The organism is Planktothrix sp., assembly GCF_046067725.1.
Taxonomy (GTDB): Bacteria; Cyanobacteriota; Cyanobacteriia; order Cyanobacteriales; family Microcoleaceae; genus Planktothrix.
The window spans coordinates 1-13,918 of sequence record NZ_JBJUDF010000331.1; the positions used below are offsets into that span (position 1 = coordinate 1).

Genomic DNA, 13,918 nt, shown 5'->3' on the forward strand with positions numbered 1-13,918 from the left:
CCGAATTTCTTCTAATCGTTTAATCTGCCAGTCCGCTAATTTTGAATCAGGCAACGCGGCTAGATTGTAAGATATAGCTTCATACCATCCGATCCGGCGTTGAGGCATTGGGAAGAATGGCAGATTCAAACCCTCCCGAACTGCCCACAAAATCAAGCGGTTTCTGTTTTGTGGAACGCCGTAATCCGCCGCATTTAATACTTTCCAATGGAAGAAATAATTTAATCGTTGCAGGCATCCCAGGATTTCTTTAAAGGATGTTGCTTTGACATAACCCGGAACATTTTCAAGAATGATCCACTTCGGACAAAGGGCTTCAATATAGGGGAGGCAAAATACCCCTGCATCCTTATCTTGGTGATCCTCTAAATCGCCTCGACGGGCTTGTGAATACTGTTGGCAAGGCGGCGACATCCACAACAGATCGACGGGTTCTAAAAGTCGGGGGTCAATTCGAGAAACACAAGCATTAATAATTTGGGATTCGGGTAAATTCAATTGGGCGGCGGCTGCGATTTTCTCATCTCGTTCAATTCCCCATAAGGACTGAAAACCCGCCATTTCTAACCCAATATCTGCACCGCCACCACCTGTGAACAATGTTGCTGAGGTAGGCATTATTTAGCCTCCCTTTCTTCTTTCAAAAGAGCCAGAAACCACTGCAAGCCATCTTCACAAATATTGAGTATACAAGTGGGATGATCCACGATGAATTTAATTAAATCGCTAGTGCGAATATAAGTGTGTTTTCCCTCGTTGTGGGTTTTAATTTTTCCGGTATTCACCCAACTTTTGACTTTGTGTCGAGAGAATCCTAGTCCTATTGAAATTGATTCAATAGTATACCAACCCATTTGAGGTTTTATGCTTTGTCCGAGCTTGTGTAATTGCTTCCGAATAGAGGGAATTGAGCGTTTAATAAAGCCATTATTAATAGCTGCATTATTGTAAGCTACTAATAATTTTGTCCGGGGTAAAGTTTCAGACAAAGCTACTAACAACTCAATCTCTTTGCTCGACCAATCACGCCTCGGATTGTCGGAGACTTTGACGTTTTTAATATTGTGATATTTCCCCTTAGTTGACGAAATGGGTCTTCCTAGTTTTTTAGCAATTTGACAAAATGCTAGTCCTTCATTTCTCAGGATAAGCAGTCTTTCAATTTCTTTATCTGTCCAGGGTCTACCTCTACCTGTCATCGTTAATTGTCCTCTCTTTGATATTTTCTAGTTGGCGTTTCTAATGCTTTTTTAAGTGACCATCCCCGTTGAAGTCTTTGAGCAAAATATTGGAGGGACATCGGGGGGTTACACTTTTGATAAATCCATTCGACGGTATGCTGTCTTCCCCTGAAATAATAGGTTTTAAAAATGGGATTAGGGGGGATAATTTTGTCTTTAATCTCCTGGATTCTTTCGGGTGATAACGGGTTTATTTCATATCTCCCGTAAGTCAGTGGCTTAATGATTTCAAACTTAAGAAGCCGTTTTATTCGGGTGTTTGCGTTTGCGATATTAAGCTTAAATTTGTCCCGCATTTCCTGAACTTTAAAGGAAGTTTTACCTTGTTTTTGTTGTTCGTAGAACCAATTGATAATACTTCCTAAATCTTCCCATCCAAGCTTGTCCATTAGTCGTCAGAGTTTAAAGGTTGTACCGAAAACTGTTACTTCCTTGTTTATTAGTAGTAACATTGCTATTGCCTTGGATAATTTAACAACGTTTTTCGCTGTTTCTTTAGTGTGAAAAAGAATGGTGTCACCTTTTTCAGAAACTACCTGACCACACTCGCGCAACTCTTTGTTAAATCTGGATGTCCCTGGCTTGAGTTCGCGCAATTTTAATTCATAAAGTTGTAGTGGTATATGGAATTCAAGAAATGCAATCAACTCATCTCGTTTTGTTGAATTTTCCATTTAACTCTCCTAGTTAGATCTCGCTAAATTTTTGAACTGGGTGAACTGGTTATCAAATAAAAGTTTGACGGTTCCGGTGGGGCCGTTCCGGTGTTTGGCTAAAATGATTTCCGCAATCCCTCGATCTGAAGTGTCGGGATTATAGTAGTCATCTCGATAAATCATCATCACTAAATCCGCATCTTGCTCAACACTTCCCGATTCTCTCAAGTCTGATAATATTGGGCGCTTGTTAGTACGCTGTTCAACGCTTCGGCTTAATTGAGATAGTGCAATAACAGGTACGTCCAACTCTTTTGCTAACCCTTTTAACCCCCGTGTAATTCTTGATAATTCCTGCACCCGGTTATCGCTTCCTCCCTCCATTAATTGCAGGTAATCAATCAGAATTAATCCTAGTTTTCCTCCGTTTTCCGCTTGCATTTTTCGGACTTTAGAACGCATTTCTGAGACGGTAGGATTTGAGGAATCATCAATATAAATTGGCAGTTCCGCTAAGTTGCTAATAGCTTCGGTCAAAGGCTCCCACTCGGACTCTCGAATTTGCCCCGAACGAATGCGGTTAGTTTCAATTTTTGCTTCACTCGATAACATCCTTTGGACGAGTTGACCTTTGGACATTTCTAAACTGAAAATGGCAACAGCTAATCCTTTTTTGGCGATCGCATATCCAAAATTCACCGCCAGACTACTCTTGCCCATTGACGGTCTTCCCGCCACGATTATCAAGTCCGAACGTTGGAAACCTCCGGTCATCACATCCAAATCATAAAATCCGCAGGGAATACCAGGGGGAATAGCTCCCGTACTCCGATCCTCAATCTCCTGAAAAGTGTCGATTAAGGTTTCTGAAATAGGGATTAGATCTTGCTGAGATCTGACTTGAGAAATACTGGCTATTTGCTCCTCAGATTTCTGGAGAATCGTCTCTAAATCTTGGCTTGTATCTTTTGCTAATTCAATAATTTGATTAGCAGATTTAATCAACTCGCGGCGGGTTTTTTTATCTGAAATCAATAACCCGTATTGATCGATATTGGTAGCGGAAACAGTACCGCCGATCAGTTGAACTAATTTTAATTGTCCTCCTGCTTTTTCGAGTAATTTCTGATCTGATAGCCAGGTAGTTACGGTCATTAAATCGGTGGGTTTACCTTGAGAATGGAGGGTAAGACTTGCCTCAAAAATTGCTTGGTGAGATCTGAGGGTAAATGATTCGGGTTTTAGCATTTCCGCAACTCGACCAATGGCTTCTGGGTCTACTAAAATCCCTCCTAGAATTGCTTCCTCTGCCTCAATGTTATGTAGGTTAATTGTCATTATTAACGGCTCCATTTAATGATTTTTTGCTGAATGCTTTAGCAATCAATTCCTTCAAAAGTGCCTTGTTTTTCTCGGCTTGTTCGGGTGAAATTCCCACCTCAACTATTTCTGGCTTGAATTCCTTTTGCTCTGATGGGGTTCCTCGTCCTAGCTCGACTAATTGCTGTGCTGACAAATCGTGATTGCAGCCATACTTAATCAATGCTGCGTCAACCGCTCTCTCTAATTGAGCTTCTGTAAGGTTATCGTTGAAGTAAACGCACCACGCCTTGAGAGTTCGAGGGGATAGGGTTTGAAGGTGGGTGAAATGCGCCTGAAGGTCTTGAATATTTCGGGTCAAAATTTGAATGTCCATGTCTAACCTGCCTTTTTGAGTTGCTTGGCTTCGATTTCTTTTTGGGCTTCTAATGCCCAATCGGGGAGCGAGTCGGTGGTTTGAGTTTTTTGGGTTTGCCTTGCCGTCCAAGCATCGCTAAATTCCATCAAATGCCTGCCGTAATTTGACAGTACGGTTCTTAACCCCAAGTTCCCTTGATTGCGGAACCAACCGAACTTAGTTATCGGATCGTTGATTTCTTTCAAGGCATTCTCTAAGCGGGTCAAAAATACCTCTAAATCGCCTTGAAAGTTCTCAGAGGATAAAAGGCTATCCACCATCACTCTGATATCCCTGTGGAGGTTATTAACGGGCAACCACGCGGCGGGTTTGTTGGATTGGTATACCGCCACAATCCGATCCTGATGTTCCTTCTTGTGGACACTAAAAATTGGTGTCGGCGCGGGGGAAGTCTGATCACCGGAAGAAGACTTGATTTGTTCAGGTAAGTCCTGTTTTAAGTCTTGAGGAGGTTCAACTATCTTGCGGTTGCGGTCTTCCTCTCCTGTTGACTTTTCCCCTTCTTGAGAGAAAAGTCCGGTTCCCCCTTGGGGGGTAGGGGGGATCTTTTCTGAAGTCTTTTCTGAAGTCTTTTCTGAAATATCTATATATAGATCGGTAAATTGGGATTCACCACTTCTGTAAATTGGGATTCCCGATTTCCCGTCCTCGGAAAAGACCACATCCTGTAAATTGGGATTCCCAATTTCCCGTAAGTTGGGATCTACCATTTGCGGTCTAGTTTTCCGGGGTCTAAAACCCATTGCTTTTTGTCTGGGTTCAATGCAGGAAATTAACTCGTCTACCTTGCTATGGTTGCGAAAATAAAAGGTCAACCCCGACTGCCGATCAACATAAGAACAGTAATAGCTATCACCAAACTCTGATCCGCTAGACTTCGCCTCGTTGTACTGAGTTTTGGAACTATAGCGGACTCCAATCTTGTCAAATGCCGTCCTGAATTCTTCTTTGGAAAAAGCTAATTCCTCAACCCAACTATCCCCAGGCTTGTAGTCCTGATGTCCGTTTTGAGGCGGTTCAAGAAACTTATAAAACCCTTCTGGATACTTGGCAAAACGATATTCAAGTTGCATCATAAGGATTGCTGAGACTACACTCCCTGCCTGTTGCCTCAGTCCAGGGATGTAGGGTATTGCTTCTGTAAAAGCAGCTAGAATAGAGGGTTTCATGCTGCACCCCCCGGAACCTTCCATTCTTCCGGCTGCGTGATTTGGTAGCTACCGGGTTCCCCCTTGACCAAATTCCACTTGATCAACTCAGTCAGGGCTAAGGTTGTATGCGTCCGGCCCAATGCGTATTTCTTCCCGAAGCATCGGGCGGTGATTCTCTCGATTGTTGGAAATTCCTGATATTCTGTTACGCTTCGAGCGATCGCAAAATAGACCCTAAATGCCTCTGGACTTAGAGGTAAATCATCCAGTGCTAAAGGTATTTCGATTTTCATGATTTATCTCCCCCATAGGAGTAAACAGTTGTTTTAATTACAGGAAGCCGTCTCAACCCGTAGACAGTCCTCTGCTTAGTTGGAGGTTTTTTAGGTTTGGGCTTTTCCGGTTGCGGTTCCGGTTGCGGTGCGTTCCGAATCAGCAATTTAATCCAGGTAGATCGGCGTTGGGCACTCCCTATTACCGCCGCATCCTTAACACCCAATCCTTGTTTTTTTGCTAGTTGTTTGAGTTGGCTTAGATTCCGTCGTTCCAAGTCGCGCCTGAAACTTAGGAGCCTGTAATTAGGATTAGACATCTCTTCTACCATCCCCAGGCTTCGGGGCTTCTGTCTCAGGTGCCCCAGCTGTGATTCTTCCCGATCCACGTTCCGAGAACATGGCGAAGTGGATCAACAGGCTACTCACCTGAAACAGAAGAATCAAAAGCAACCCTTTTTGGGTTATCAATGCTGGTGTCATCTGTCTTCCCCCTTGGAGACTCCCGCTAAATCGGTACTCCGATTAGCGGTGAGAGGAAAAAGGGGTCGGGGTCTATGTTGCATACAAATAACCATCCTTTTTGTGAATTGTTGTGCAATATTTGTAGCTGATGCCTTGAACAATTGCTGCTTTTAGGGTGATATTAAAACTCCCACTAGAACGAACAGCAATTCGTCCAAAATAGGTTCCTATTTTCTTGCCTTTGGTAACAACAGCTTTAACAATATCTCCAGTCTGAAAGCCTTTGACAAATTTAAAGCGGGGAACATAACGAGAGGGAAAACCAAATTTGTCTGTTCGACACATTTGTCTTGAACCATGACCTGTTGCCTTAATCAACAAAGGTTTATTAGTTAAAACCTTTAAAGCTTCAACTTTCCCAACACAAGCTGCATCTAACCAATGGGTTTTAGGTAAGTTTAATCGAGTTCGATTGAATTTAGTTAAACCCCCACTACCCGTAGAAACAGATAAACCCGTTTCTTTTAACCGATTAAACAGTGACCATCGAGTTGAATTGACCGCAGTAGCATCTTTTAACGGTTGTTTAGCCTGCCTTAAAATCCGTTGCAGTAAGTCAGGTTTACCCGACATAAAATCTTGAATATCTTGACTCCCTTTCTTTTGGTTACAGTCATGACAAGCTAAACAAAGATTAGAAATCCGGTCAGTTCCGCCTTTAGATTTAGGATGAATATGTTCTACTTCTAGGGGTACGTTTTCTATCCCACAGTAAGCACATTTTCTACTCCATTTCTCCAGTAAGTATTGTCGAACTTCGTATCCTTGTAACTCTCCTTGTTGATATTCAATTCCAGAGATTTCAGGATTTTCAAGTTGCTGCAAGTCAAATCTAACTAACTCTTGAACAATTGAACTAATGGGTGCAAACTTAATTAATTTATTCACCCAAGTTAAAGTTGTTTCGACTCGATGTTGAAGACTGGGAGCCAACCAACCTTCACGTCTTTTTCGGTTTAAAAACCGTGCTTGACGATATCGAGTATGACGATTTCTTCGGGAACGGCGTAATGAACGTCGGGATTCCAAAGACATTTTAATGACTTGACCTCGATGAGTCAATTCGGCTCCCCAAATTACTTTGTTTCCCTGAACTAATGCAATCCCGGTTGTTTTTGAACCGGGGTCAATTTTGAGAGTAATTGGTTCTATTTTGGGCTTGGGTTTTGACTCCTTCAGAATAAGAGTGAACGGATAACGACGATAAACAGCAGCTTGACCTTGATTTAATAACAATCGAGCTTGAGCAGGATGTATTGGGGTTTGAGGCTGTTTATTTGTATCAATTACGAAAACGTAATTAGACATGAAATAACTCCTGTTTCTAGGGTAAAGTTAGCTTCGACAATGTTAGCGGTCGGTACTTTCTTAAAAGCACTGGCTTAACCCTTTAAACCTGTTTAACTTTTAAGTTTTAGAGCTACAAACTAGCTTCGCATTTGTAGGTAAGAACTTTAACACTTACCGCCAACGTAGTACCGCAAAGGTACTCAGTCTGGTCAACTTGGGCTATATTTCAAGCCCCCACTATATCGGTACTCCGATTAGTGGTGGGTTGTTGACCGTTGATTTGGTCATACTGGTTTCCGAAAGGCACAACCTGGGTGCAACAGGTTGTATGCATTTTTACGAGTGAGGGGTGACACCCATTAGGGGTTATGGGTGTTATTGAGATTTCTGAATCTCTGCAATACTTAAGGCAATGTTTTTTAAGAAAGCCAGGGGAAAGGGTTTTATGCCTTTCCCCTGGCTTTTTGAACAACAAACAAATTCTTGGTTTATCCCTATCGCATCGCTACAACCTCCACTTCAAAAGGTTTCCAAGCGTAACTCCGTGAGATTACTTATTAAGCAATTCTCGTAAAAGTAGCCTTTTTTTCTCTAACATTTCAGCAATGCTCATACCGAAAACCGAATCCCCTTGTGCTTGCTAGGACTAGAGGGTGTGTGTTTCGGCAAAAACGTCTTGCTAACTTTCGAGACTATTGCTATGGTAGATCAAGATTCGTGTAGTGTCAATACACTAGAAAATTTAAGCAATGAAGAAGAGGAAATTATGGTTCCATACGACCGGGTTCTTTTTATAGCGTGGGACAGGGACGTGGGGTTAATGCTGCAAGCCCTTAGAAATACTAAGGGCTTATCACAGTCAGAATTGGCAAAACTCACTAATGGCGCGGTTTCGGTAGATACGATCAAATCTTTGGAATCAGGACGGGCTGAGGCGGTGAGCCGACAAAAACTAGATGCTTTGCTTAAGGGACTTGGGCGGGACATACGATCATTATTCCCTTCGGTGACTGTGAGGAACCTTGTACATCAACGATGAAAAAACTTTTCCAACCCCCTTGACAGTGTAGTGACACTACACTACTATAGATACATAAGCCAAAAGCGGTCAGCACCGGACTCGAAATCAGTGCCAACCGCTCGTACAGCACAGGGGAAACCCCACATAAAACCATGATAACATCAATAGACCGAAAAGCGTTAGCGTCTTTTTTTTCTATCCCCTCCGAAATTCGAGGGTTCATCTACAACAAACAAATTGCCGCCAAGGTTTTGAGTTGGGACAACTTCACCTATGGCACCGAAAAACAATACAAGCCAGAAGACGTTGAAGCAGTTTCAATTCAAGAAGACATCATTTGGTTTCGATTAGACATCGGGGCGGTTCCCATCTCGGTTGATCAATTTATTAGTTACTGGGAACGAATCAAGCAATCTGAATCAACACAATCTGAATCAACAATGGAAGAAATCAAAATTAGCTCTGAAGAAATTGTCAACCAAGCCAAATCTCAAGGAACAGTGATTTGGGAACATGGCTGCAAACTCGGTTATGTTGTTCACTTTGGAGGATGGTTCTATGCCATCACTGAAGTCCTGACCCACAACAAAGGTCTTCAATATAGTCACAGCCGTCATGGTTCATTTTTCTTGGCTCAAGAAGAATTAAGAGAGCGTAGTTGGGAGGTAGCGTAATGACTAACGTTGAAAAATCAGTGGAAGAATTTCAGTTAACGAAAGAACTCGCAAAACAGTTTTTAGGATTGATTGAGGAACGGGATTTTATAGTCGAATTTAACGACGGCTATAACGAACGATGCGCTGAAATTGATGACGTAGAAGTCCCGAAAATTCTTAACCAAATTCCATCGGGAATGATACCTAAGTTTAACGCTTTAGTCAATCAAATCGATTAAAATATAAGGGGGTGAAATTCCCCCAAAGGAGTCACCATGGAAATCAAAACAATCAGCTACGGACTAACAAGAAACCTAGGGAATTATCAGTCAGCCCGACTTGATTTGTCGGTTGAAATCAAAGAAGGGGAGAACTGGGATAACGAATTGCGACAATTGAAATTATTGGTCGCCGAACAGATTGGGATGGATGATCATGATCTAATATCGTTAAGCGATTTAGACTCAGAACTCAAGGCTGAGTTGATGATTACTTCCGAGAAGATAGCGGACAAAAAACGGGAATTAGCCGAATTAAAGCGACAAGTTTGCTCCCTAGACCGGGAGATTCAAAAGCTGCAAAATTTCAATGATTTGGTGTTGTCCGAGTCTGACTCCTTGCAACACAATTACAACCACGTTTTCAGGACGTGGGGAGAAATCAAAGAAGAAGCCGAACAAAATCTAAAAGCCCTTGATGGTGGTTTCCCTGAACACGAATATCCCCCTGTTGACTATGAGGGGGAATATGAGGAGTTGATGAAGTGAGAATCAGAACAGGACTGAAATTCAAGGTCGCAGACAAGACCTACAAAGTGTATACACGGTTTTTAGACGGGCAATGGAGTTGCCTGTCACTGAATTACAACGAGCCTTCGTTTATAACATTTTCTGAGAAGGAAATTGTCGAAGCTTTGAACACCACAAATTAACCCTAAATCAACTTCCCTTACGCTTCATAGTGCGATTGTGGAGCGTTGGGGCGGTGCGATTAACCCATAAACAAATCAACAATTTAAGGAAGTTATGAACAAATCAGAATTTATTCAACAAGCCTCTATTCGACTAATGGTTGCATCCAAGATCAATGTATCTATTAGCAAAGAACCCTACTGGGAAAGAAAAAATGCAGCAAAATTTTGTGTAGAAGATGCAGAGTCTCTCTGGGAAGAATTAGATAAAAAGGGTTATACGGAAGAGGAGGAAGAGGAGGAAGAAGATTGTTATATAAATGGAAATTGTGATACCCCCTAATCGCACTTTCCTTACGCTTCATAGTGCGATTGTGAAGCGTTGGGGCGGTGCGATTAGCCCAAATAAACCAATTCGTATTTACAACGTATGGCAACCGTAAAAACTCCATCTGTAACCAAAATCAAGTTTGACGAAGAGGGAGCATTTTCCTCCCTTCACTTTCAAGAATGGATACCCGGATACAATCATATTTCTGTTAATCAACTAAACACTGAAGTCGCAAACGAAAGTATCTACCTTACAACCTTTTTGCGCGAGTGTAGTAACGGAGAATACGATGAAACAGATGTTTTATCTGTAAAAGCTTCGTCAGAAGGAATCGTTGAACGAATTTATGGGCCTGTAATTTTGGCATCTGAAGACGGGAAAATCATTCTCCGAAGTGGTTCAAATATTTTCCCAATCCGTCAAGAAGGACGGAATTTTATTCTAGGATCTCTTAAGGGAGAACTTGAAGGATACGATATCAAGATCAAAAAAGAGACACCTGAAGAAAGAACGATCTCGATCCCTCGAATTGATTTTATTAGCCCTGCGGATAAATCTATTATTTATTCGATTCGGGTATTAATTCAAGAAGGTGTAGACGGAGAGGCTTTAAAACAATTAGCTCGAAGTGAACAACCTATAGCTCCCTATCTGACGATAGCAAAATCAGGGGGAGTGGATGCCTATCGCTTACATGAAGTACCCGAAGGAGAATATCGGGTTACAGACATTGATCGAAATGAAGGGGGGAAATGGGGTACTTCATACTTGATTGTCATGGGGAATCAGGGCGTGTGGTCTAACAAATCTTTGCGCTCCAAACTTGATAATCACTATGAAATTTTTAAGAAATTTTTAGCAGAAGGCAAGGCTATTACCTTAAAAATCGCCAACATCCGAGATCTGGACAACGGTAACAAAACCTGCGATGCAGCATTGTTCCTTCGTGAACCAAAAGCGATCGCCCCAAAAAACTTAGAAGCCCTTAAACCTGCGGAAGTCATTGAAACAGAGGTGTCTGAAGTTAAACAAGGCGAAAAAGCAATCCCATTTTAATCAATAATTCTGGGGGTGAAATTCCCCCAATTATTAACCCCTACAACAATGACCAAAACCTTAGTTTTGCCAATTAAGAAGAAATGGTTCGATATGATTTCCTCTGGTGAAAAAAAGGAGGAATATCGAGAAATCAAGCCATATTATCAAACCCGGTTTGACAAGCCGTTAACCCATGTTAAATTCACCAATGGATACGGGAACAGCGTCCCGTCCGTTACGGTTGAGCTCTTAGGGATTTCTAAGGGTGTCCCTAAACCGGAATGGAGCGAGGGGACAATTGAGCAAGGATCGCTAGTGTTTGTTTTATCCCTTGGGAAAATCGTGGCTTCACCCCCTGACGATTTTAGCCCACTTGTTAGTGAATTGACCCCAGGAGACTTCATAGAATGAGTGCAACCCTTTCAACTATTTCTCCTACATTGTTCAATCTGTTGCAAAAAACAGCTTGTGAAGTTGGCACAAAAAAACCAATTTATTGCCAATGTAAAACAATAAGTTGCTATTTTTTTGAGTGCGAGTGTGACAACTGCTCTAATGCGGACTGTCAAGAACCAAGTCATTTAGTTCCTGTTTTGGACGAGTGTGAAAACTGTGGTCGGTTAGTCCCTTGGTGTTTTATGGGGTCTGGCGACGAATTGTGTAACGAATGTTGGGGAAAACAACAATCAAATTAAGGAGTACATAATGGGCAAACTTATTGGTTATTCAATTCTCAAGGTCGATCATCCAGTAGCAATAATGGGGGTTTTTGAACGATTTAACGAGGCAAGGCGAAAGCTTGAGGAACTCAGCAAAAACGGAGGGAAATACAGGATTCAAGAGGAATGGATTGGAGAACCTGCATCAGTGATTAACAAAAGGAGATAATATGCGAAAAACGATAGTAACCCAGACAATTTATGGTCAAATCCCAGTTAAAGCAACCGTTAGAAAATGGCTGGCAATAAACCGCCACGAGGGCGATTACTGGGTTGTCACTCATGCTCCTAGTGGGTTAAAATTTCCCGGTTATTTTCCAACCAAGAGAGAGGCGATCGCCGCAGCTAAAATAGCGCGGCGAGTGTTTCCTCACCCATTAAATAGGGAGTCTGCTCCCACGCAGAAACAATGGTTTCAATTCCTAGAAAAAGAGCAAATCAAGTTTGTTAATTAGGGGAATTGATTGACAGCTTTTAACCCCTAGCGATCGCAGCAGTCGTTAGGGGTTTAAAATTTTTAAACCTCTTCCCAACCCTCAACACCGGAAGACATCACGTAACTGGTAACACCACTATCAAAGAAGTTGGCTTTAACACTTGCTTCCTTCCCTGTATCTGCTATTTTCTCTAGGTGAGAGTAGCAGTTTTTAAAGTAAATCGGATCGCTATAAAGCGGCTCCAATCCAATTGATTTTAATCGAATATTGGCAAGATATTTAATATATTGTTCAGTGCTGGATTCGGTGATTCCTAAAATATTATTGCCTACAATATGATTAACCCAAAGCACCTCATACTTGACCGCTTTATCGAACATTTCATGAATTCTATCCTTTGAATACGGGAAGGTTTGCATCGCCTCTGGTATGATTTTTTGATATAGTCTAACATGACTCAATTCGTCCCGGTTGATCATGCGAAATATATCAGCAGAACCCGACATTAACATTCTTGATGACAGGTTATAAAAGAAACAAAATCCAGAATAAAAATATAAACCTTCAAGGATAAAATTGGCTATTAAAGTCTCAAAATAACTCTCTTCTGTTTTTTGATCAATATATTTTTGATACATTGACGCTATGAACTCACAGCGTTCAAATAGCAATTTATCGGTTTTCCAAAAATCATAAATATAATTTATTTTTTCTTTTGGGATAACACTTTCCAGAAGGTATTGATAAGACTGTGAATGCAAAGCTTCTTGTGATATCTGTTCAGCCATACACAACGCTATTTCAGGTGCAGTCACAACACTCTTTAAATGTGGAATGTTAACTGTTTGAATTGAATCTAAAAATATCAAATAACTAAGTATTCCATCATAGCCTTTTTGTTCATCAGGTGTTAGGTTTTGATAATCGTTAATATCTTGAGTGACATCAAATTTTTCACTCGTCCAAAAATTTTCTCTCATTTGTTTCCACAAGCCAACAGCCCACGAATAACGCACATCATTCAATTGCATTAAATTGGTTGTTTCCCCATACCAAATTGAACGATTATTAACGTCATCATTACCATTTGGACTGAAGATTTTATTAGGTTCCATAATGGAATTTGTCATTGTTTTACTCCCAAATTAAAAGGCTTTTGATATTATAATTAAAACTCAATAAGTTGACAATTTTAATTTTTAATACAGGAAGCAATTCTCGCCAACCAATCCTCATTAATCATCTCAGGAGATAGCACGAACACCCGCCAACCGTTCAACGTGGCAAGGTTCAACTTCTCATATTCGTTGGATAGGTTCGACGCTCTGGTATGCCGTCCGCGAATCCAGTTGCCGCCGTTTATTTCAATTGCAATCTTCGAGGGTAGGAAAGCAAAATCGAAACGGAATCGACGGGGAGGGGTAAACCTGTATTCGGTGTGAAGATCAATATCAGGATATAGCAACTCCCAAAGTTCGGCAAATCTTAGTTCGGCACGGGACAGCATTGTCAATTATCGCTATCTGAATTATTACCTACGATTCTATCTATAAATTCTTCTGTTGTTATCCCTAGATCCTTGGCTCTCGAATCTGCCATTAACATTATTTGATCTAGGTTGGCTTCTATCCTAGCTTGTATTATATTTCCCGCTAAATTAGTGGGGCTAGTTCCTTTTAATCCAGCCCATAGATACAATAATTTTTTGTGCCATGCAGGAATCAATATTCCTAATCGTGTCCTTTCGTCTATTGTCATATTCTTAATAGTGTACAATTTGTGTGTAGCTTGTGTATAATCAGTGTATCACAAATCAAAAGGGGCTGACCGGATGACAGCCGATCAACCCCAACCCCAACCAGTTCGTTAAACCCAAGTTGAGGCTAATATAATGTTACAGCAGGACATCGACATTGACGACATTAATCCAGCC

The 13,918-nt window shown here is 41.3% G+C and carries 20 protein-coding genes; 9 read left to right on the forward strand and 11 right to left on the reverse strand.

What is annotated here, in order from left to right; genetic code table 11:
- The 8 genes from ACKPEB_RS20550 to iscB form a co-directional block, all read right to left on the reverse strand.
- The coding region (locus ACKPEB_RS20550; RefSeq protein WP_408966873.1) for a DNA cytosine methyltransferase at positions 1–618 on the reverse strand (618 nt) is incomplete at its 3' end.
- Positions 618–1,199, reverse strand: a complete 582-nt coding sequence (locus tag ACKPEB_RS20555) for a helix-turn-helix domain-containing protein (protein WP_408966874.1) — start codon at positions 1,197–1,199, stop codon at positions 618–620. The genes ACKPEB_RS20555 and ACKPEB_RS20550, both read right to left, overlap by 1 nt.
- Positions 1,200–1,636: 437 nt before the next feature.
- Complete coding sequence (locus tag ACKPEB_RS20560) at positions 1,637–1,915, reverse strand: hypothetical protein (protein ID WP_408966875.1); 279 nt, start codon at positions 1,913–1,915, stop codon at positions 1,637–1,639.
- A gap of 9 nt (positions 1,916–1,924) precedes the next feature.
- On the reverse strand, positions 1,925–3,235 hold the full coding sequence (gene dnaB, locus ACKPEB_RS20565; protein WP_408966876.1) for a replicative DNA helicase: 1,311 nt from the start codon (positions 3,233–3,235) through the stop codon (positions 1,925–1,927).
- Positions 3,225–3,593, reverse strand: a complete 369-nt coding sequence (locus ACKPEB_RS20570; protein WP_408966877.1) for a hypothetical protein — start codon at positions 3,591–3,593, stop codon at positions 3,225–3,227. The genes dnaB and ACKPEB_RS20570 overlap by 11 nt, the downstream gene beginning before the upstream one ends.
- 2 nt (positions 3,594–3,595) lie before the next feature.
- Entirely contained in the window at positions 3,596–4,804 is a 1,209-nt protein-coding gene (locus ACKPEB_RS20575; RefSeq protein ID WP_408967663.1) for a hypothetical protein, read from the reverse strand.
- On the reverse strand, positions 4,801–5,079 hold the full coding sequence (locus ACKPEB_RS20580; RefSeq protein WP_408966879.1) for a hypothetical protein: 279 nt from the start codon (positions 5,077–5,079) through the stop codon (positions 4,801–4,803). The genes ACKPEB_RS20575 and ACKPEB_RS20580 overlap by 4 nt, the downstream gene beginning before the upstream one ends.
- Positions 5,080–5,613: 534 nt before the next feature.
- Positions 5,614–6,891, reverse strand: a complete 1,278-nt coding sequence (gene iscB, locus ACKPEB_RS20585) for an RNA-guided endonuclease IscB (protein ID WP_408966880.1) — start codon at positions 6,889–6,891, stop codon at positions 5,614–5,616.
- Positions 6,892–7,573: 682 nt separating this feature from the next.
- Here iscB and ACKPEB_RS20590 point away from each other — a divergent pair.
- The 9 genes from ACKPEB_RS20590 to ACKPEB_RS20630 all read left to right on the forward strand — a co-directional run bounded on the left by ACKPEB_RS20590 (position 7,574) and on the right by ACKPEB_RS20630 (position 12,003).
- Positions 7,574–7,912, forward strand: a complete 339-nt coding sequence (locus ACKPEB_RS20590; RefSeq protein ID WP_408966881.1) for a helix-turn-helix domain-containing protein — start codon at positions 7,574–7,576, stop codon at positions 7,910–7,912.
- 134 nt (positions 7,913–8,046) lie between these two features.
- Positions 8,047–8,568, forward strand: a complete 522-nt coding sequence (locus tag ACKPEB_RS20595; RefSeq protein WP_408966882.1) for a hypothetical protein — start codon at positions 8,047–8,049, stop codon at positions 8,566–8,568.
- Positions 8,568–8,789 carry a hypothetical protein gene (locus tag ACKPEB_RS20600; RefSeq protein WP_408966883.1) on the forward strand — a complete coding sequence of 74 codons (222 nt, stop codon included), beginning with the start codon at positions 8,568–8,570 and terminating at the stop codon, positions 8,787–8,789. Before ACKPEB_RS20595 ends, ACKPEB_RS20600 begins: the two co-directional genes overlap by 1 nt.
- A 36-nt stretch (positions 8,790–8,825) precedes the next feature.
- A complete protein-coding gene (locus ACKPEB_RS20605; protein ID WP_408966884.1) occupies positions 8,826–9,317 on the forward strand; it encodes a hypothetical protein in 492 nt (163 codons plus the stop codon).
- 258 nt (positions 9,318–9,575) lie between these two features.
- Positions 9,576–9,803 (forward strand): hypothetical protein, encoded by a 228-nt coding sequence (locus ACKPEB_RS20610; RefSeq protein ID WP_408966885.1) that lies wholly within the window; start codon positions 9,576–9,578, stop codon positions 9,801–9,803.
- 87 nt (positions 9,804–9,890) lie between these two features.
- Positions 9,891–10,847, forward strand: a complete 957-nt coding sequence (locus ACKPEB_RS20615) for a hypothetical protein (protein ID WP_408966886.1) — start codon at positions 9,891–9,893, stop codon at positions 10,845–10,847.
- Positions 10,848–10,895: 48 nt separating this feature from the next.
- On the forward strand, positions 10,896–11,240 hold the full coding sequence (locus ACKPEB_RS20620) for an ASCH domain-containing protein (RefSeq protein ID WP_408966887.1): 345 nt from the start codon (positions 10,896–10,898) through the stop codon (positions 11,238–11,240).
- A 294-nt stretch (positions 11,241–11,534) separates the two neighbouring features.
- Complete coding sequence (locus ACKPEB_RS20625; RefSeq protein ID WP_408966888.1) at positions 11,535–11,717, forward strand: hypothetical protein; 183 nt, start codon at positions 11,535–11,537, stop codon at positions 11,715–11,717.
- Between the two features lies 1 nt (position 11,718).
- Entirely contained in the window at positions 11,719–12,003 is a 285-nt protein-coding gene (locus tag ACKPEB_RS20630; RefSeq protein ID WP_408966889.1) for a hypothetical protein, read from the forward strand.
- A 62-nt stretch (positions 12,004–12,065) separates the two neighbouring features.
- On the opposite strand, the gene ACKPEB_RS20635 is transcribed toward ACKPEB_RS20630, so the two are convergent.
- The 3 genes from ACKPEB_RS20635 to ACKPEB_RS20645 all read right to left on the reverse strand — a co-directional run bounded on the left by ACKPEB_RS20635 (position 12,066) and on the right by ACKPEB_RS20645 (position 13,743).
- Positions 12,066–13,115 carry a ribonucleotide-diphosphate reductase subunit beta gene (locus tag ACKPEB_RS20635; RefSeq protein ID WP_408966890.1) on the reverse strand — a complete coding sequence of 350 codons (1,050 nt, stop codon included), beginning with the start codon at positions 13,113–13,115 and terminating at the stop codon, positions 12,066–12,068.
- Positions 13,116–13,177: 62 nt separating this feature from the next.
- The gene (locus tag ACKPEB_RS20640; RefSeq protein WP_408966891.1) at positions 13,178–13,492 is read right to left on the reverse strand and encodes a hypothetical protein; all 315 of its coding nucleotides are present in this window, start codon (positions 13,490–13,492) and stop codon (positions 13,178–13,180) included.
- A gap of 2 nt (positions 13,493–13,494) precedes the next feature.
- Entirely contained in the window at positions 13,495–13,743 is a 249-nt protein-coding gene (locus ACKPEB_RS20645; protein ID WP_313655724.1) for a hypothetical protein, read from the reverse strand.
- Positions 13,744–13,918: the final 175 nt, after the last annotated feature.